This window comes from Pontibacter qinzhouensis (genome assembly GCF_008017455.1).
In the GTDB taxonomy this organism is placed as follows: domain Bacteria; phylum Bacteroidota; class Bacteroidia; order Cytophagales; family Hymenobacteraceae; genus Pontibacter; species Pontibacter qinzhouensis.
In genome coordinates this window covers 1-17,542 of record NZ_VRTY01000059.1, presented here as the reverse complement: position 1 = coordinate 17,542, position 17,542 = coordinate 1, and the positions used below count along the sequence as shown (strand labels likewise).

Below are 17,542 nucleotides of genomic sequence, written 5' to 3'. Positions count from 1 at the left end.
GAATACAGTCACTTTTCTTCCGCTACTCCTATGCTTCTCCTCCTTAAACCTTGCCCTGGGCTCATAATTAGCGCCCTGCTGTGTCTGCTCCTGCTATCGGGAGCTACAGCCGTTGCCCAAACAGATACCACACAACAGGAACCTGTGCTGAAGCAGCGCTGGATCATCGAGACAAAAGACGGCTCTGTTCTGCAGGGAATTTACCTGGGGCAAAATGAGGTTGGCATCAGGCTCCTGACAGAAAGTGCAGGCGAGATTCTGATTCCTCATGATCAGATTAAATCAACTAAAATGATAGATGAGTCCAGGATCAGGGATGGTGAGTACTGGTACGAAAACCCCAACAGCACCCGCTACCTGTATGGCCCCTCAGCCTTCAGCCTGAAACAAGGAGAGGCATATTACCAAAACACTTACCTGGTTATAAACGCCTTTCACTATGGTCTTTCTGATAATGTAACGATTGGGGGCGGCTTCGAAACTATTTCTCTGTTTTCGGGTTCTCCTATCTTTTTTATCACGCCTAAAGTCACTTTTCCGGTAAGCGAAAAAGTACGGGCTGGCGTTGGAGCACTTTACTTAAATATGGCAGGAGAAAACATCGATTTCTCTGGCCTTGGGGTTGGCTATGGCATTGTAAGCTACGGCTCCACCGATAACAACGCCACACTTGGCGTGGGCTATGGCTTTGTAGACGGCAGTTTTTCGCAGAAGCCAATTCTGACACTCAGCGGAATGACCCGCTTAAGCCGCCGGGTGGGCCTGGTAACTGAAAACTGGCTCGTCCCCGATGACAATTATTATGGCGTTATATCGTATGGCATCCGGTTTATGGGCGAAAAAATTACCGTGGACCTCGCCTTCATCAACAACCGCGACATTATCGAAGAAATACCCATTGGTGTGCCTTACATTGATTTTGTTGTTAAATTTGGCAAATAACCCAAGCCAAACATGACTTTACAAGAAGCACAAAGATTAGTAGATAACTGGATTAAGGACAACGGTGTCAGGTACTTTAATGAGCTTACCAACATGGCCATCCTGACAGAGGAAGTAGGCGAAGTGGCCCGAATTATTAGCCGGCAGTACGGGGAGCAGTCGTTTAAAGAGAGCGACAAAGGCAAGCAACTCTCCGACGAGCTGGCCGATGTACTGTTTGTGCTCATCTGCCTGGCCAACCAAACAGGCATTAATTTAACAGATGCCCTCCAAAAAAACCTCGAAAAGAAAACCTCCCGCGACAGCACCCGCCACAAGGAGAATGAGAAGCTGAAATAGCAGCAGTTGCCCTATGAAACCCTGAGGTGATTTTGAGCCAAAACGTTTTGGAAGGGCATTTCCATTAGAATAATTTATTTGTGCGGTAGCAAATAGTTCGGTATCTATTCTCCCACCGCCACACTTTTGTCATCCTGGAAGGATCTTGTGGGCAAGATCCAGAAGCAGAGGCTACTGGCAGTTTAGTCTAAGTTTGCATAGTAGCTGTTACAGTTGTAATAGCAGAAGCACATTATTTCATTGCTGTTGTCTTTGTTCTTTTTGTCTTAATACAAAAAGAACAAAAAAAATTACGACCCGCCAAACTCGCTGAACGCTCAGACAGTGCCGGCTCAATGGGTGCACCTGGCAAATGTATTTGCTCCTTTGCTACCTACCGCAATACATTGAACTGGATATCGTACGATTTGGGTTAGAATAACCTGGTAATAGCAAGGACCTGACCTTGGGCTGCTGAAAGTACAAAAGCGGCCGCCTTACGCAGGCAGCCGCTTTTGCATGAAACTTGTTGATGAACTCTTAAGCCACCGGCACGGCTTTCAGGTTCACCAGCTTATCGTTTTGCCACACGGGCAGCACATCGTAAAGGTTGTGCTGCAGGCAGAAATGAATGTCTTTGGTGATCTCTAGCCGCTGCATGCGCTGCACATGCGAGGAGGCCTGCAGGTACTGGAATAGATCGGCTTTGGCGTTCTGGTACAGGTGCAGCGCGCCTAGTGTTGCATCGCTGCCGGAGCTGAAGCCACGTTCCAGCAATTGTTCTGCCACAGCGCCAGCATACAGCGAGTCTTCGAGATTGAACATGCCTTTCCAGCCGGCGCATACCACCAGCACATCCAGTTGCAGCTCCACCAGGTGGTTTACTACGGTTTCGAGGTTCAGAAAGGAGCCAATCACTATTTCTTCGGCTGCTTCTGACAAACGAATGGCACGGGTACCGTTGGTGGTGGTAATGGCAATGGTGCTGCCCTTTACTTCCGGAATCATGTAACTGAACGGCGAATTTCCGAAATCGAAGCCTTCGGCTTTTATTCCGTCGCGCTCTGCGGCTGTCAGGCATCCTTGTTTTGCCAGGCCCAGGCACTCTTCGAGTTGTGTAACAGGAATAATGGTGGCTGCACCGTGTGCAAAAGCCGTAACCATGGTAGAAGAAGCGCGCAGTATATCTACTGCCACAACCGCTTTTCCTCTTAAGTCAAATAAATGGATCAGCTCGGGGCTGAAACAAACATCAATAGATGGCATAATTCTAGTGTTAACCTGATGAGGAACAAGGGGTGCAGCTACAGCAGTGCACGCCAGGGCCGCATCAGTAATTTTTAATTTTTAACGAAAGGCAGCTTTACTACCTGTGCTTTCATGTCTTTGTTGCGCACTCGCACAAAAAGTTCGGTGCCAGGCTTGCTCAGCTCCTGCTTCACGTAGCCCAGCCCTATGCCTTTGCCCAGTGTAGGCGACATGGTGCCGGAGGTTACTTCGCCAACAGCAGCACCGGTTGCATCTACCAGCTCGTAATGTGCTCTTGGAATTGCTTTATCTACCATCTCGAAAGCCACCAGCTTGCGTTTTACACCTTCCGCCTTTTGTGCTTTCAGGTTTTCGGAGTTTGTAAACTCTTTATCGAACTTCGTGATCCAGCCCAGGCCGGCTTCGAGTGGTGAGGTGGTGTCGTTAATGTCGTTGCCGTAGAGGCAGTAGCCCATTTCGAGGCGCAGGGTATCGCGGGCTCCCAGGCCAATTGGTTTTATGCCAGCCTCTTTGCCTGCTTCCATAATGGCTTCAAACACCTGAAGGGCATCTTCGTTTTTCACATAAATCTCGAAACCGCCTGCACCAGTATAACCAGTTGCTGAAATAATAACGTTGGGCACACCGGCAAACGCTCCTATCTCAAAAGTATAGTAGGCCATACTGGCCAGGTCTACTGGGGTTAGCGCCTGCAGTGCCTCTATAGATTTAGGGCCTTGCACGGCAAGCAGTGAAAGTTGGTCCGAAATATTCTCCAGAGCTGCTCCTTCGGTGTTATGGCTTGTAAGCCACTCCCAGTCTTTATCTATGTTCGAGGCATTTACCACCAGCATGTATTCTTCCGCACTCATACGGTATACCAGCAGGTCGTCTACAATGCCGCCTTCGTCGTTGGGGAAGCAGGAATATTGCACTTTACCGTTTGTGAGCTTAGAGGCGTCGTTGGAGGTGGTTCTTTGGATGAGTTCCAGTGCATTGGCACCTCTCACCATAAACTCACCCATATGCGACACATCAAAAATGCCTACCGCGTTTCTGACTGTATTGTGTTCTTCTATATCAGAGGCATAACGTACAGGCATGTTGTAACCGGCAAAGGGCACCATTTTGGCTCCCATGGCTACATGCACATCGTTTAAGGCAATTTTTTTAAGCTCCATATGCGATTTTAAATAAATGAATGACCAGCAAAAATAGCTAAATTAAATGGTATCCGAAATTTTGCAGTACCACTTTACCGCTAATACTGCTGTACCCGGACCTCTTCCATAAGTAAGGTCCTTTCCAGCTACTCCGGCTAGCCTTCACGTCCTTGTTTAAATCTTCAGCCAAATTACCTAATACCAGTGTAGCTATATAATTATTCAAATGAAAACACCCTTCAGAAGCATTTTCTGGTTAAAACTGCCAAGGCTTTCGAGCGCAGGCAGGTGCTTTGTAAACCTGCCGATAACCTCTTCCGTGACTACACGTATACCCACCATTACTTTCAGCTCTGCTACAACTAATGACATTCGTTTTAACCCGTACTGCTGTGCCCTTTTTGGCGCATTTCTATTTGTTTTTCTCTTCTGTTTGCATCTTAGCCCCGAATGTTTTTCCTTTAAAGGAAAGCAGGTGTACCCTTAGCGGTCTTACACACTGCTGATTCGCAGCTCGTCCTTTTAATATTGGCTAAGTATAGGTAAATGAAATTATCGGTTAAGCTCTTTACCGGGTTTGTTTTAATCTCGGTTCTCTTTACAGCGGTGGCTATTGTTAACTTCAGGCTTACAGAAGATGTAGTAGAAAACATGGGCTGGGTGTCGCGGTCGCAGGTGGCTGTGCGGAGTTCGGCATCGTTGCAACGGAATATCATCGACATGGAAGCGGGCCTTCGCGGATTTCTGCTTAACAGCAACGAGACATTTCTGGAACCTTATGTAAAAGCAAACGAGCAGTTGCCCGCTTTTTTTAAGGAAATAAAGAACTACTCGGTGCACTCGCCGGAGCAGGGTGTTCGCGTAGATAAAATTATCGCCATGCAGCAGCGATGGCAGGCAAATTATGCTGAGCCCCTTATCGAACTCCGGCGTATAGATACTGTAAGCAACGAAGTTAGCCAATACGACCTTTCGGTAGACAGCCTGATTATGGCAGAGAAAATAGTGATGGACAGCATCAGGTCCATTTTCGGCGATTTTAACTCTTACGAATACAAACTCAGGCAGATAAGAGCCGACAGGCTGAGCGAAAGTATTGAGAATACGCGCAATGTGTCGGTTATCCTGACAATAGTTTCAGTTATTCTGGGCCTGAGCTGGGCTTACTATATTACCCGCCTTATTACCAACCGCATCGTAAAAATGGTAACACTGGCCGACAAAATATCGCGGGGCGAATTTAAAACCCAGATAGTAGACACCTCGCAGGATGAGCTCAGTCAGCTCTCACGCTCGCTTAACCGCATGTCGTCTACTATAGACGAAACCTTTGGCGAACTTGACCGGAAAAACAAGGAACTGGACCAGTTTGCCTATGTGGTATCGCATGACCTGAAAGCGCCGTTACGGGGCATCGAGGTGGCCTCCCGCTGGGTAGAAGAAGACATGGGCAAAGATGTGCCGCCAAACGTGCAGGAGTACCTGATGATGATGCGGGTACGCGTGCATCGCATGGAAAACCTGATAAACGGTATATTAGCACTGGCACGCATCGGCCGCACCTCCCAGATAGAGGAAGAAGTGGATGTGAACCACCTGCTTGTGGAGGTAGTAGACATGGTGGCCCCACCAACCGGTTTTAAGGTAAAGGTGCAGGACAACCTGCCGGAGGTGTACACTGTGCGGGTGCAGCTACAGCAGGTGTTTGCCAACCTGATCAGCAACGCCATAAAATATCATCATAAAAAAGAAGGAAAAATAACGGTCACGCATCACGAAGAAACACATTTTCACGTTTTCTCTGTAGCAGACGATGGGCCGGGCATTGACCCGGAGTACCACGACCGCATTTTTGTAATTTTCCAGACACTGCAGGAGCGCGATGCCGTTGAGAGCACCGGCGTAGGATTGGCCATTGTGAAGAAGATCGTAGAGCGGCAGGGAGGCACTATTTGGGTGAACTCAATGCCTGGGCAGGGAGCTACTTTTAGCTTTACCTGGCCAAAGTATACCTAAGTGTCTTTTTTTATTCTTAATTTTACAAGAAGAACAACACCTTATGAGCGATAAAAAAGTAAATATCCTTTTAGTAGAAGATGACTATCTGGATATTATGAATGTTGAACGAGAGTTAAAGAAAATAAATGTTAACCATCCGATTCATGTTGCCCGCAACGGTAAGGACGCGCTGAACATGCTGCGCGGCAGTGAGGGCGAAGAACGCATATCGCCTGCGCCAAGTGTGATTTTACTCGATATTAACATGCCTAAAATGAACGGCCTGGAGTTTCTGGCAGAAATGCGCCGGGAGCCGGAGTTCAGCCACATACCGGTATTTATAATGACCACCTCAAATGAGGAAACAGACCGGTTTGCAGCTCAAAAGTTAAACGTGGCCGGGTATATTGTAAAACCCCTCACCTTCGATAGCTTTAACAAAAGTCACTCCTCGCTCGATAGCTTCAGCCTGTTTTTAGACCTGGTAAAGCTGAATTAAAGCTGCAGAGCCAAACGTGGTACTGTTTCCACTTATTTTAAAGCACCGGCGGCAGTAACGTAAACGACTGCCGGTGGTGCACACACGCTCCATGTTCTTGTATGGCCTGCCGATGCTTACGGGTAGGGTAACCTGCGTTCTGTTCCCAGCCATACAGGTTATATTCTTCGCTCAACTTCTCCATCAACTCATCGCGGTGCGTTTTTGCCAGTACAGAGGCCGCCGCTATAGAAAGATATTTGCTATCGCCTTTTACAATACAGGCATGCGGCACGTCTTTATAAGGCTTAAAGCGGTTACCATCTATAAGTAAGAACTCGGGTTGCAGCTGCAGCTGCAGCTTCTGCACCGCCCGGTGCATAGCCAGGAAAGTAGCCTGCAGAATATTAATACTGTCTATTTCGGCTGGAAGTGCCTCTCCTACTGCCCAGGCCACGGCATCCTGCATAATCTGTGGGCGCAACAGGTCACGCTGGTTCCGCTTTAACAGTTTAGAGTCGGTGAGTAAGTCGTGTTTGTAATCCGGAGGTAATATAACGGCAGCAGCCACTACCGGACCAGCCAGGCAGCCACGGCCCGCTTCGTCTATGCCGGCTTCTAAAGGTAAATTGCTGTAGGTAGAGAGGAGCATGGGGTAAAGGTGTGAGTTTGGGAATTTTGAGTGAGGGATTGAGTGGATGTTTTTTCCTTGAATTGACTGCTTAAAAGGCAAAGTTTAAGGTTCAAGTCCACTTTAACTTTTACAGCATCCAATTTAACCGTTCAACAATCAGCAACTAACAATCAACAATCAATTCTTCTAATGAAATGCCCCTTCGGAAGAAAATGGCACCTTTTCAAGCCAAGGGTCATGGCAGAAGATTTGCAGTTGCATTAAAACAAAACGCTCGCAGGCCTGAAAGACGCTGCGAGGTTTGTTCTATTCCATTTCTAATTTTGAATTTCTAATTTTTAATTTGGCGAAGCCTACGCCTCCATCAGGTAGGCCTTAATGTAATCGTCGAGGTCGCCATCGAGTACGTTTTGCACATCGGTACGCTCTACGCCTGTGCGTACGTCTTTAATCAGCTTGTACGGGTGCAGCACGTAGTTGCGGATCTGGGAGCCAAAGTCGATGCGCTTTTTGGTACTCTCCACCCGGTCACGCTCCTCGTTGCGCTTTTCAATCTCAATCTGGTAAAGGCGCGACCTTAGCATGCGGATGGCGTGCTCTTTGTTCATGAGCTGCGAGCGTTCTATCTGGCACTCAATTACGATACCTGATGGCTTGTGCTTCAGGCGCACCGCTGTCTCTACTTTGTTCACGTTCTGGCCACCGGCACCACCCGACCGGAAAGTATCCCAGTCGATGTCGCTCATGTTGATCTCGATATTAATTGTGTCGTCTACCACCGGGTAAGCGAAAATAGAGGCAAAAGAAGTGTGGCGCCTGCCACCGGAGTCGAACGGCGATATACGCACCAGGCGGTGCACCCCTATCTCAGACTTCAGGTAGCCGTAGGCAAAGTCGCCGGTAATCTCCAGCGTAGCCGATTTAATGCCAGCACCATCGCCGGGGTTGTAGTTGAGCTGTTTTACAGTAAAGTTGTGCGATTCGGCCCACATAATGTACATGCGCATAAGTATCTCGGCCCAGTCCTGGCTTTCGGTACCACCAGCGCCCGGGTTTATCTCCAGCACCGCACTCAGTTGGTCCTCTTCACCGCTGAGCATGCGCTTAAACTCCAGCCCCTCCACCGCCTCCACGGTCTTTTTGAACTCCTCTTTTATATCCTCCTCCGATACGTCGCCTTCTTTATAGAAATCGAACAGTACCTCGAAATCAGACACGGCTTTTTCCACTTCAGCATAGTGGTCGGTCCACACCTTTATGCCTTTAATCTCCTTCAGCACCTTTTCAGCCGCCTTAGGGTCGTCCCAGAAATCGGGTGCTGTGGTTTGATGCTCTGTTTCCTCTACCTGTTGTATCTTGTTATCGTAGTCAAAGATACCTCCTCAAGGCCTCTACACGGCCCTTTAACTCTTTTACCTGCTCTGTGGTCATCGTTATTTCTGTTTAATGAATGTCGTTAAAACACAAAGTGCTGAAGCATAAACCGATGGCTTACACTTCAGCACTTATCTGTTACTTCGTATTTCAGAGGCTGATTCTGTGTACCCAGTTGTGCGGATCCGGTGCCTGGCCCGACCTTATTTTATCTAAGGCAGCTCCAATGCTTTGCGAAATTTCGCGGCTCTCTACCGGCGGCAACTCATACTCCTGTCCTTCGTGTGCTATCAGGGCGATCTGAGAGATAATGGCTGCAGTTCCGGTGCCAAATGCTTCCTGCAGCTTTCCGGCTTTATGGGCTTCAATAATCTCAGCAACCGACACTTTTCGTTCCTCTACCTGGTAACCCAGGTCGCGGGCCACCTGCAATACACTGCTGCGTGTTACGCCATGCAGAATGCTGGTGCTCAGGCTTGGCGTAATCAGCACGCCATCTACCACAAACATGACGTTCATGGTACCAGATTCCTCAATGTACTTATGTTCTTTGGCATCTGTCCAGATAAGCTGGTGGTAGCCTTTTTCCTGCATTTTTTTGGTTGGCAAGAGGGCTGCGGCATAGTTACCGGCTGCTTTGGCGTAGCCTGCACCACCTTCGGCAGATCGTACGTAAGTCGGCTCCACGGCTACCTTTACAGGCATGTCGTAGTAGGCACCCACCGGGCCGGTAATAATAGCAAACTTATACGAAAGCGACGGACGAACTCCCAGGAACTCATCGGTGGCAAACATAAACGGACGGATGTACAGCGAGCTACCTGCTTTGGCTGGTATCCATTCGGCATCGAGGCGCAGCAACTGCTCCAGGCCCTGCATAAACAGTTCCTCCGGAAGCTCGGCCATGCACAGGCGCTCAGCCGATGCGTTCAGGCGCTTAAAGTTATCCAGCGGTCTGAAAAGCAAAATATCGCCGTTCTCATCGCGGTAGGCTTTCATGCCCTCAAAAATAGCCTGGCCATAATGCAGCGCAGAGTTAGCCGGACTAACCGACATGTTGCCGTAAGGCACAATCTGAGGGTTTTGCCACTCCCCGTCCTTGTAATCTACTACGAACATGTGGTCAGAGAAATTTTTCCCGAACACCAGGTTATCGTAGTCCAGTTCAGCCACACGCGATTTTGCCGCTCTCTGTACTGGTATAGTTATTGAATCAACTGACATAACAACACTTTTAAGTATCCACTCAAAATTAACGAAAAACTAATTCTTTGCCTAAACTCACTGAACAGGAGGCTATAAAAAAAGGAATGAGTACGAAAACCTGCCCCTGCTTCTTATACGAAATTTCTGTTGGGCGTGCCGGCAAGCTGCGCAAGCCGTCGGGCTCTCGCGGCTCGCTCTTTTGTTCGTGCCTCACAAAAGGAGCTCAAACAACCGCTCCATCCCTCACGCAACCCTTGGCCAAAAACAACTCATTTTGCTTCTGAAGGGTTTTTTGATTCAAATAATTTGCTAATTGTTGATTGCTGATTGTTTAATGGTTATATAGTTAAATTGGATGCAATAAAAGTTCAGGTAGGCAACCAAAGCAATACCGAGTCTTTCACTCTTCCTTTTAACATTCACTCATTCTCTCAATCACTCACTCAAAACTTAAACCCTCGGCTTCCACTCCACTTCCTCTGCCTGCAACTCATACGTCATTTTACGGCAAAGGGCGAACAGGTAGTCTGATAACCGGTTTAAATAAATAATAACCAGTTCCTCCACAAAGGCTTCTTCCTGCAACCGTATGGCCAGGCGCTCGGCGCGGCGGCACACGCAGCGGGCCACATGGCAAAACGAAACCGATTGGTGCCCGCCCGGCAGCACAAAGGCCCGCAGCGGCGGCACCTCGGCCATCATGGCATCAATTTCGCGCTCCAGCAGTTGAACATCCTCTTGCAGCAGGTCCGGGGTTTTCATTTTCGACTTTTCGGGGTCAGAGGCAAGCGAGGCTCCCATAGTAAAAAGCCTGTCCTGTATCTCTTTCAGTACATCAGCCCGGCCCGTATTCACGGCCTGGTCGCGTACCAGCCCGATGTAGGAGTTCAGCTCATCTACGGTGCCATAGCACTCTATGCGTAGGTGCGATTTGGCTACGCGCGTTCCTCCTATAAGCGAGGTAGTGCCTTTGTCGCCTGTTTTGGTGTATATCTTCATTAGCTACAACGCTGCCTTTGCCTTGGCAAAAGAGGTAATATTATCGTTCAGGGTATCAGACTCTACCAGCCCATCGCGGAGGCGCACGATGCGATGCGCGTATTTGGCAATATCTTCTTCGTGGGTTACCATAATAATGGTGTTGCCTTTGGCGTGCAGGTTCTCGAACAGCTCCATAATCTCGTAAGAGGTTTTGGTATCGAGGTTACCGGTAGGTTCATCGGCCAGAATAATGCTGGGGTCGTTTATGAGCGCACGGGCAATAGCCACCCGCTGCCGCTGCCCGCCCGAAAGTTCGTTTGGTTTGTGCTTGCCCCGGTTGCCCAGCCCCACACTCTCCAGCACACGTTGCGCCCGCTCTTCCCTGGCCGATTTTCCGTAGCCGGCATAGATCAGCGGCAAAGCCACATTCTCCAGCGCCGACTGCCGGGGCAGCAGGTTAAACGTCTGGAACACAAACCCGATCTCCTTGTTCCGCACCTCCGCCAGTTCGTTATCGGTCATGTTGCTTACATCTTTGCCGTTGAGGATGTATCGCCCGCCGGAAGGTGTATCGAGGCAGCCGATTATGTTCATGAGCGTGGATTTACCAGAACCGGAAGGGCCCATAAAAGCAACATATTCTCCTTTTTGAATCACAATAGATACCGACTTCAGGGCATGAATAGTTTCGCTGCCCATGTGGTACATGCGCGAAATATCATGGGTTTCGATAATGGTGCTCATATAACTCGTTTTAGGTAGGCCAGGATTCTGCAGCAGCATCCTGTGCTGCCTGCTTTTTCTCAAATTCTTCTCTAAAAATACTATATTCTGCAGCAGGAAGCAAACGCTGCAAAGTTATCAGGGCCTGGTTCGCGTAGCTGCTCAAACCTTGTTTCAGGCTCTCGAGCGCATAGGCTTTGTACAGCCTGGCCGAGTTGGGATTATAGGTAACTCCATCCAGCAAAATATTATAGGCCTCCAGCTCGGTTGGGTAGGTTCTGGCAAAAAAATCTGCCGCTGCCTCTACTACTTCTTCATCGTATAGCAACATAGTAACCGCCTGCTTGTATTTTTGCTCCGCTTCCTGCTGCCGGCCGCGTACATCGGCAATTTTGGCGCTGAAATAGAGCTTCTGCCGTTTGTCGCGCGGGTTCAGGTACAGGTTGTTCATGCGGTTTAGAAGGGCATCGTGGTTTTTGGTGTAGAGCCAGAGTTTCATCTGCTGCATGTTCAGCTTAGAGCGCAGCTCATCTTCGGGCCGAAGCACGGAGCCTGCCTCTTTTATGGCATCGTGGGCCAGCCGCCAGCGCCTGTTCAGCAGAAAATAGTCTATGCGCGTAACCAGGGCCACACGGCGCAGCTCTTTTTCCTGCACCGATTTTACCAGGGCATCTACTTCCTCCACCGTAAACGACGGCAGGTAAGCCAGCAGGTACTGTACTTTGTCGTTATCGGAGGCGTTGGCTATAACAGAGTCTACTGGCTGCTCCAGCAAAGTCCGCAAGGCACGTGCCACTTCAACAGGTTCTTCCTGCTCTGTAAACGCTACTTCATCCAGTGCTTCCAGGGCATCAGGCGACTGGTATGCCAGCGTCAGCGCATAGCCATGTGCCAGAAATGCCTGTGCAGAGGCCCCATGGTCTTTGGCCAGTTTAAAGTAGCCGGCTGCCGTTCTGTAGTTCCGTTCTTCCATCAGCCAGATACCCAGCACATGGTAATAGTAGCCGCTCCTGGTATCTGATGTTCCGGCCAGGTTCTCCAAAATACGCCTGGCTTCTACAGGCCGGCCTGCTGCATGGTGCACCATGCCTTTCAGAAAAAGCAGGTCCTCCTGAAACAATTGGTTAGCCGGGTTAGCCAGGTACTTGTCGATGTGCCTGATGGAGGAAGTATCGGCGGTGGCAAGCGAGCTGATAGCGTTGTTGTAGAAGAGGGTAAAATCCTCCACCTGGCCCAGCGAATCAGGAGCAGGCGCCATCTTGCCATCTGCCGGCTGCCCCAGCAGCAACCGAACAGTAGCCAGGTTGCTCTGCAGCGGCTTGTACTTACCACTGCGGCTTTCTTCCAGCACTTCTTTTAGTTTATCGGGCATAGCCTGGTTGGTGTAAAATGCCAGCCTGTTGCTCCTGATAAAGTCGTTGTCGGAACTGTACTCCTGCGCCAGCCTGAAATAATATTCTACGCTGTCGGTTACGCTGGTATTGGCGTAGAGCATGGCCAGGTTGTTGTACAGTTCCCCACTGTTCGGAAATGCCTCTGCCCCCTGCAGCAATACATATTGCTTCTCGAAAAAGAATTTCTTGCCCTCATACAGGTTTGCCAGCCGCACATAGAGCTTTGGGTTTGGCCGCTTCGAGATGGCATCTTTCAGCCGTAAAATTTCTTTGTTTGGTTGAAGGCTTGCCCGATAAATACCTGCCAGGCTATAGTTCGCCTTTACATTGTTCAGATCGTAGAGGTCGCTTTGTTTGTAGAAGCTTTCGGCCAGCACCGGGTTTTCAGAGGCCAGGTACAAATCGCCCAGGTAATTATAGTAACCTGCGTAGGCATAAAAGTAAGTACGGTACTGGGTTCGCATAACCAGTATGGCCAATATAATGCTCCCCATGGTATAGAGCGTGTACAAAGGCAGCCGCCGGGGCTCATACACTACTTTATACACCTGCAGCCGGTCTTCGAGCAGCTTGCCGAAATTCAGCATCACGTAAATAAAAAACATGACGCCAAAGGCAAGGTGCGTGTACACAATCAGGTCGTGGTAGAGCACCTTGAGCGAATCGTTGGAGGTGGCGAAGGCGTAGCCGATGCTCAGGAAGGAGATAGTGGCAAACACCAGGTACAGAATGGCACCCGTTGGCTTAAACCGGAACAATTTCCCATAAAAAGCCTCACGCTGCCGCATGCCCCAGAACCCGGCTACTGTAGAGAGCAGGAAAAGAAAATAAGCGTTTACGTAAAACAGGTCAGCTTTTATATACCCAACATGGCGCAGGTAAAGCAGCAGCAGGTTGAGCAAATACAGGAGGCTTACGAGCACAAACTGCCAGATGCTAAACCGCCTTTCCGGCTTGCTGGCCTGCGTGTTTACCCAAAGCAGCGCATTCACGTTTTCGTACGATACCCAGATCATAAACAGCAGCGTTGCCACCAGCGTAGCCAGTGAGCTATAGTTGACCAGGTGCAGCGCAATGAGCACCGGCGAGGTATTCGCTTCCGAAAAAATGAGCGCTCCTATAAACGTGATCACCAGCAGCAGCGTCAGGATACGGATCGAGAAGCGTGTATCGGGGTAAAAAGAATGGAAAATATAGCTTGTAACAGCCAACAGCGCAATACACACCAACAGTGTGGTCTGTCCAAAGCTTTGCCCGAATATATCGAGGTCGTCGAGGGTAAAGGAGGCCAGCAATAGCATCAGGAGCAGCATGCCTGCAAAGTAAGGCAACTGCTTCATGGTGCTGATGGCAGCGGTGTAAAAGGCAATGCAAATGGCGAGCCCACCCAGAAACAACATGGCCGCTACCGTGTTTACAGCCGGAGGTGCCACATCGTACTGCTCCGATACCAGGTAACTGTCGGCGTAGAGAGTAAGAGGTTCGAGCAGGCGCGTAATTTCCTGCACCGGCACCTGCACTACATCGAGGCTGGGAAGCTTGTCCCAGGCAAAGGCATAGCTATCGCCGGTAACGTAGTGGAAGGCTCCCAGGAGGAGCGCCACCGTTGCCAACCCCATCAAAAAAAGATAGGGATACCGAATATCAGTATCCCAGCTTTCCCAGAATTTATAATTCTTCATAAGATGCCAGCAGCTTATTCCAGCACTTTTGGCACCCTGAAATAATCGGAGTCTTTTTTAGGAGCGTTAGAAAGAGCCTGCTCATGCGTAATTTCCTGGTGCATCACATCTTCCCGCATCACGTTCACTTCTTCCGACATATGAATAAGCGGCTCCACACTGGTCGTATCCAGCTCACGCAGCTTGTCCATCCAGTCCAGAATCTGGTTCATGTCTTTCAGCATTTCCGCTTCTTTCTCTTCGTTAAACTCCAGCCTTGCTAAGTGTGCTATTTTCTTTATAGTCTGAATATCCGTTGACATACGTCTTGTTGTGTTTCGTTATTTCTGATTGAATAATTTGATATACTTTTTCTTTGAGCAGTGGCAGGTCCTGCAGGGTCATGCCCGTGGTTTCTATTGGCTCGTGCAGCACAATCTTGAGCGGGTGCCAGCGCACCTTCAGGCCGCCCACATCGGGCAGGAACTTGTGGTTATAGGGCATGGTAACCGGCACCACCGGCAGCTGCTTTTCTATGGCCAGCTTAAAAGGACCGTCTTTAAACTTCAGTAGCTCCTCCCCTGCAGTTTCAGGAATGGTGCCTTCCGGGAAAATAACCAGGTTACGCCCTTCTGCCAGCGAGCGCTGCGACTGTATGTAGCTCTTGGCGCTGCTGATGGCACTCCGGCGATCTACAGAAATATACAACTGCTCGTAAATTGGCCCCCAAAGCGGCACTTTGCAAAGTGCACTTTTACCTACAAAGTTCAGAAACCCCGGTATGGTGTGCAGCAGCAACGGAATGTCGAGGTAGGAGCTGTGATTAGGAGTAAAAATATACTGGCGCTTTGGGTTGAACGGTAGGTGCCATTCCACTTTTACAGGAGCCAGAAACATACGCAAAGCAGAGCTCGACCAGAATCTGTTGATGCTATGCACGTGCCTGTGCCACTTTTTCTTCCGGATAAGGAAGGCTTGCAGCGGGTAGGTTACCACAAACGGCATTACAAACCAGGTAACACACCAGGTGGTATAAATGCGATGCGATAAGTACTTAATGGCTTTCATAGGTTCAAATTTAAGAATTTTGATTGAGTGGATGAGCGAATGTTTTTAATTTTGAGTTTTGAATGTGTGGTTGATAGATAATTTACTCTGATTGTGAATTCATCCCTTTTAAAGTAACACAAATAAATCCTAAATCGCTAAGAGCTGTTTTTTTCTTATCAAAGCTTCCACTTGATTCAAAGCCATAGTCAGTCAGTCACTCAATCATTTATTCAGAATTCAAAACTCATTCCGCAGCAGCAGGGCGGCTTTCAGAATACCTGCTACACTTATGGCATCGGTTATCTCGTTGTTCATGGCCATGCGCACAGCTTCGTCTAAAGTCACTCGCTTTATCTGCAGCTCCTCTGTCTCTTCAAATGCAGTTTCGCCCTGAGTTAGTTCCTGCGCCAGAAAAACAAATCCTTCTTCGTCGGTTACGGAGTTGGACGTGTGCAGGCGGGCAATGTTTGTCCATTTGGCAGCCGTGAAGCCTGTCTCTTCCTGCAGCTCGCGCTTCGCCGATTCCAGAATGTCGTGCTCGTTCAGGCCGCCACCCATCGGTATTTCCCAGGAATATTCGTTGAGTGCGTAGCGGTATTGGCCTATGAGGTAGGTATAGCCTTCGTCATCGATGGGGATAATGCCGATGGCTTTGTTTTTCATGCTCACCACGCCGTAAATGCCTTTGCCGCCTTTCGGGTTCAGCACCTGGTCTTCGCGCAGGGTAATCCAGGGGTTTTCGTATATTTTTTCACTGGAAAGTGTTGTCCAGGGGTTATGGTTTTCGTCGATCATGCGTATCAGGTTAAACCGCAAATATCGACTATTGCCACGAGTTTCATAAATTCTGCGCCTGAAATTGTTGCTGCCGGTAAATTTTGTCTGATTCAGGATTTACAAGATATTAGGATTTCGCAGATGGAGCAATTTTTCTAATGAAATCAGCCTTCAGAGAGCTTTTAGAGAGAAAATAGCCAAGGGTAGCTGCTGCTTTTGATACCAGCACATTTTATGAACAGCGTCTAATTAGAAAATAAGGCCTTTGCTTACTCTTAAATCTCCAAACTCTCTACTCATCCATTACCACCGGCACCATTTCCAAATCTTCAAACAACCATCAAACAATCAGCAACTAACAATCAGCAATTATTCAAATAAAATCAGCCTTCAGAAGGATTTTAAGCTCCAAAATGGTCAAGGGTAATAAGGGAGTTTAAAGCTCCTGCAGCAGATCGCCGAGAGTTTTTACTTCTTTTTTGCGGGCTACGGCCAAGAGCTTCAGGAGGAGAACGGCTGTGGCAAAGGCATCGCCGGAGGCAGTGTGGCGGTCTTCGAGGGGCAGGTGGTAGCGTTTACCCAGAGAGTCGAGGCTATAGTCGGTTTGCTTATAAGGCTGAGGGGTACGGAAAGGGTGCTCCAGCCGCAGGGCAAGGCGGCCGGTATCCAGGAGCTGGTTGTGCAGCTTTTCGGGCAGGTTTTGCCGTTTCAGCATCTGTTTAATCATGCCAATATCGAAACCGATGTGGTGCGCGACCAGCACCGCATTTCCGATAAACCGGAGAAAATGCGCCAGCGCTTCCTCTTCTTCTATACCCTGCCGAATTTCGGAAGGCAGCAGGCCATGAATTTCGGCGCTTTTATTGCCCTGCTCCACCTGCTGCCGAATGAGGCACTCGAAGCTTTGCTGCACCAACACCTGACCGCCCTGCACCCGCACCGCCCCAATAGAAACCACTCTGTCTTTGTTTTTGTCGAAGCCGGTGGTTTCTGTATCGAACACCACAAAGTCTACGGCTTCCAGTGGCGTGTTGAGCGGAACAGGCCGCGCTCCGGCCTGCTGGTACTGCAGCCAGTACGCGGTTTCGTCGTATTGAACCGGCTTTTTTCCCAGAAGCTTTTGCAACCACTCCACCATCGTTAGCGCAAATAACCAAGCTGAAACCGCACCTGCAGCAGTTCCTGTATGTCTGTAATGGTAACAAAGGTGTTACGGAGCGTCTGCCGTTCTATTTTACTCAGTTGCTCCGGCTTTATGTAGCGGCCCGAGTTATGGCACCTGATGCCGTTCAATGCCCGCAGGCGCATCATTATTTCGTAAGCCATGGCTGTTTCGCGGTAGAGGGCGGCATTTTGAGGCTCCAGCTCAGCCAGCTTCTCGTAGCGTTTTATGGTGTTGTTCTCGCCGGTAATGCGGTTTTCGAGGGTGAGCACACGGGCAGCATCTACGAGTGGCGTCATGGCTCTGAGTTTAATATCGAACTGGTCTTTGTGCTCACCGCCACGCTCCAGAATAAAATTTCTGAAAAAGCTGAGCGGTGTCGGGTTCTGACGCGCCTGCCGGGCCAGGTAAGGCAGAAATATTTTTCCTTTGG

The 17,542-nt window shown here is 49.2% G+C and carries 18 protein-coding genes; 4 read left to right on the top strand and 14 right to left on the bottom strand.

All coding sequences use genetic code 11. The features are described 5' to 3' along the window. Positions 1 to 30 precede the first annotated feature (30 nt). Positions 31 to 942 (top strand): hypothetical protein, encoded by a 912-nt coding sequence (locus FVR03_RS15130; RefSeq protein WP_147922600.1) that lies wholly within the window; start codon positions 31 to 33, stop codon positions 940 to 942. Between the two features lie 12 nt (positions 943 to 954). After that, positions 955 to 1,281, top strand: coding sequence for a nucleotide pyrophosphohydrolase (locus FVR03_RS15125; RefSeq protein WP_147922599.1), 327 nt, complete (start codon positions 955 to 957; stop codon positions 1,279 to 1,281). Positions 1,282 to 1,800: 519 nt separating this feature from the next. Here FVR03_RS15125 and FVR03_RS15120 read toward each other — a convergent pair. From FVR03_RS15120 to FVR03_RS24450, 3 genes are all read right to left on the bottom strand, one after another. Further along, complete coding sequence (locus FVR03_RS15120) at positions 1,801 to 2,526, bottom strand: 2-phosphosulfolactate phosphatase (protein ID WP_147922598.1); 726 nt, start codon at positions 2,524 to 2,526, stop codon at positions 1,801 to 1,803. 74 nt (positions 2,527 to 2,600) lie between these two features. Continuing rightward, a complete protein-coding gene (gcvT, locus tag FVR03_RS15115; RefSeq protein WP_147922597.1) occupies positions 2,601 to 3,689 on the bottom strand; it encodes a glycine cleavage system aminomethyltransferase GcvT in 1,089 nt (362 codons plus the stop codon). Between the two features lie 204 nt (positions 3,690 to 3,893). Then, a complete protein-coding gene (locus tag FVR03_RS24450; RefSeq protein ID WP_187270176.1) occupies positions 3,894 to 4,043 on the bottom strand; it encodes a hypothetical protein in 150 nt (49 codons plus the stop codon). A gap of 174 nt (positions 4,044 to 4,217) precedes the next feature. Here FVR03_RS24450 and FVR03_RS15110 point away from each other — a divergent pair, with 174 nt between their 5' ends. Together FVR03_RS15110 and FVR03_RS15105 are read left to right on the top strand one after the other, a co-directional pair. Continuing rightward, positions 4,218 to 5,687, top strand: a complete 1,470-nt coding sequence (locus tag FVR03_RS15110; protein WP_147922596.1) for a sensor histidine kinase — start codon at positions 4,218 to 4,220, stop codon at positions 5,685 to 5,687. A 43-nt stretch (positions 5,688 to 5,730) separates the two neighbouring features. Beyond that, positions 5,731 to 6,168, top strand: a complete 438-nt coding sequence (locus FVR03_RS15105; protein ID WP_147922595.1) for a response regulator — start codon at positions 5,731 to 5,733, stop codon at positions 6,166 to 6,168. 37 nt (positions 6,169 to 6,205) lie between these two features. Here FVR03_RS15105 and rnhB read toward each other — a convergent pair whose 3' ends face one another. The 11 genes from rnhB to FVR03_RS15050 all read right to left on the bottom strand — a co-directional run. Beyond that, positions 6,206 to 6,799, bottom strand: coding sequence for a ribonuclease HII (rnhB, locus tag FVR03_RS15100; RefSeq protein ID WP_147922594.1), 594 nt, complete (start codon positions 6,797 to 6,799; stop codon positions 6,206 to 6,208). A gap of 335 nt (positions 6,800 to 7,134) precedes the next feature. Continuing rightward, a protein-coding gene (gene prfB / locus FVR03_RS15095; RefSeq protein ID WP_147922593.1) for a peptide chain release factor 2 occupies positions 7,135 to 8,212 on the bottom strand; the annotation gives its coding sequence in 2 pieces (ribosomal slippage) (positions 7,135 to 8,151 and positions 8,153 to 8,212; 1,077 coding nt in all). Positions 8,213 to 8,305: 93 nt separating this feature from the next. Then, a complete protein-coding gene (locus tag FVR03_RS15090; protein ID WP_147922592.1) occupies positions 8,306 to 9,379 on the bottom strand; it encodes a branched-chain amino acid aminotransferase in 1,074 nt (357 codons plus the stop codon). A 432-nt stretch (positions 9,380 to 9,811) separates the two neighbouring features. Beyond that, the gene (locus FVR03_RS15085; RefSeq protein ID WP_147922591.1) at positions 9,812 to 10,360 is read right to left on the bottom strand and encodes a cob(I)yrinic acid a,c-diamide adenosyltransferase; all 549 of its coding nucleotides are present in this window, start codon (positions 10,358 to 10,360) and stop codon (positions 9,812 to 9,814) included. A 3-nt stretch (positions 10,361 to 10,363) separates the two neighbouring features. After that, positions 10,364 to 11,086, bottom strand: a complete 723-nt coding sequence (locus FVR03_RS15080; RefSeq protein WP_147922590.1) for an ABC transporter ATP-binding protein — start codon at positions 11,084 to 11,086, stop codon at positions 10,364 to 10,366. A 10-nt stretch (positions 11,087 to 11,096) separates the two neighbouring features. Further along, on the bottom strand, positions 11,097 to 14,141 hold the full coding sequence (locus tag FVR03_RS15075; protein ID WP_147922589.1) for a tetratricopeptide repeat protein: 3,045 nt from the start codon (positions 14,139 to 14,141) through the stop codon (positions 11,097 to 11,099). 14 nt (positions 14,142 to 14,155) lie between these two features. Further along, a complete protein-coding gene (gatC, locus tag FVR03_RS15070; RefSeq protein WP_147922588.1) occupies positions 14,156 to 14,443 on the bottom strand; it encodes an Asp-tRNA(Asn)/Glu-tRNA(Gln) amidotransferase subunit GatC in 288 nt (95 codons plus the stop codon). Beyond that, positions 14,385 to 15,188 carry a lysophospholipid acyltransferase family protein gene (locus FVR03_RS15065; protein ID WP_255474233.1) on the bottom strand — a complete coding sequence of 268 codons (804 nt, stop codon included), beginning with the start codon at positions 15,186 to 15,188 and terminating at the stop codon, positions 14,385 to 14,387. The genes gatC and FVR03_RS15065 overlap by 59 nt, the downstream gene beginning before the upstream one ends. A 219-nt stretch (positions 15,189 to 15,407) precedes the next feature. Beyond that, entirely contained in the window at positions 15,408 to 15,965 is a 558-nt protein-coding gene (locus tag FVR03_RS15060) for an NUDIX domain-containing protein (protein WP_147922587.1), read from the bottom strand. A gap of 418 nt (positions 15,966 to 16,383) precedes the next feature. Then, positions 16,384 to 17,085 (bottom strand): 3'-5' exonuclease, encoded by a 702-nt coding sequence (locus tag FVR03_RS15055; RefSeq protein WP_255474232.1) that lies wholly within the window; start codon positions 17,083 to 17,085, stop codon positions 16,384 to 16,386. A gap of 2 nt (positions 17,086 to 17,087) precedes the next feature. Further along, positions 17,088 to 17,542: putative nucleotidyltransferase substrate binding domain-containing protein (locus FVR03_RS15050; protein WP_304608226.1), on the bottom strand; the 455-nt coding region annotated here is incomplete at its 5' end.

Excerpts from the sequence above, each read along its gene's own strand:
- FVR03_RS15130 (WP_147922600.1), top strand. The coding sequence starts at position 31 with ATGCTTCTCCTCCTTAAACCTTGCCCTGGGCTCATAATTAGCGCCCTG.
- FVR03_RS15125 (WP_147922599.1), top strand. The coding sequence starts at position 955 with ATGACTTTACAAGAAGCACAAAGATTAGTAGATAACTGGATTAAGGAC.
- FVR03_RS15120 (WP_147922598.1), bottom strand. The coding sequence starts at position 2,526 with ATGCCATCTATTGATGTTTGTTTCAGCCCCGAGCTGATCCATTTATTT.
- gcvT (WP_147922597.1), bottom strand. The coding sequence starts at position 3,689 with ATGGAGCTTAAAAAAATTGCCTTAAACGATGTGCATGTAGCCATGGGA.
- FVR03_RS24450 (WP_187270176.1), bottom strand. The coding sequence starts at position 4,043 with ATGTCATTAGTTGTAGCAGAGCTGAAAGTAATGGTGGGTATACGTGTA.
- FVR03_RS15110 (WP_147922596.1), top strand. The coding sequence starts at position 4,218 with ATGAAATTATCGGTTAAGCTCTTTACCGGGTTTGTTTTAATCTCGGTT.
- FVR03_RS15105 (WP_147922595.1), top strand. The coding sequence starts at position 5,731 with ATGAGCGATAAAAAAGTAAATATCCTTTTAGTAGAAGATGACTATCTG.
- rnhB (WP_147922594.1), bottom strand. The coding sequence starts at position 6,799 with ATGCTCCTCTCTACCTACAGCAATTTACCTTTAGAAGCCGGCATAGAC.
- FVR03_RS15090 (WP_147922592.1), bottom strand. The coding sequence starts at position 9,379 with ATGTCAGTTGATTCAATAACTATACCAGTACAGAGAGCGGCAAAATCG.
- FVR03_RS15085 (WP_147922591.1), bottom strand. The coding sequence starts at position 10,360 with ATGAAGATATACACCAAAACAGGCGACAAAGGCACTACCTCGCTTATA.
- FVR03_RS15080 (WP_147922590.1), bottom strand. The coding sequence starts at position 11,086 with ATGAGCACCATTATCGAAACCCATGATATTTCGCGCATGTACCACATG.
- FVR03_RS15075 (WP_147922589.1), bottom strand. The coding sequence starts at position 14,141 with ATGAAGAATTATAAATTCTGGGAAAGCTGGGATACTGATATTCGGTAT.
- gatC (WP_147922588.1), bottom strand. The coding sequence starts at position 14,443 with ATGTCAACGGATATTCAGACTATAAAGAAAATAGCACACTTAGCAAGG.
- FVR03_RS15065 (WP_255474233.1), bottom strand. The coding sequence starts at position 15,188 with ATGAAAGCCATTAAGTACTTATCGCATCGCATTTATACCACCTGGTGT.
- FVR03_RS15060 (WP_147922587.1), bottom strand. The coding sequence starts at position 15,965 with ATGATCGACGAAAACCATAACCCCTGGACAACACTTTCCAGTGAAAAA.
- FVR03_RS15055 (WP_255474232.1), bottom strand. The coding sequence starts at position 17,085 with ATGGTGGAGTGGTTGCAAAAGCTTCTGGGAAAAAAGCCGGTTCAATAC.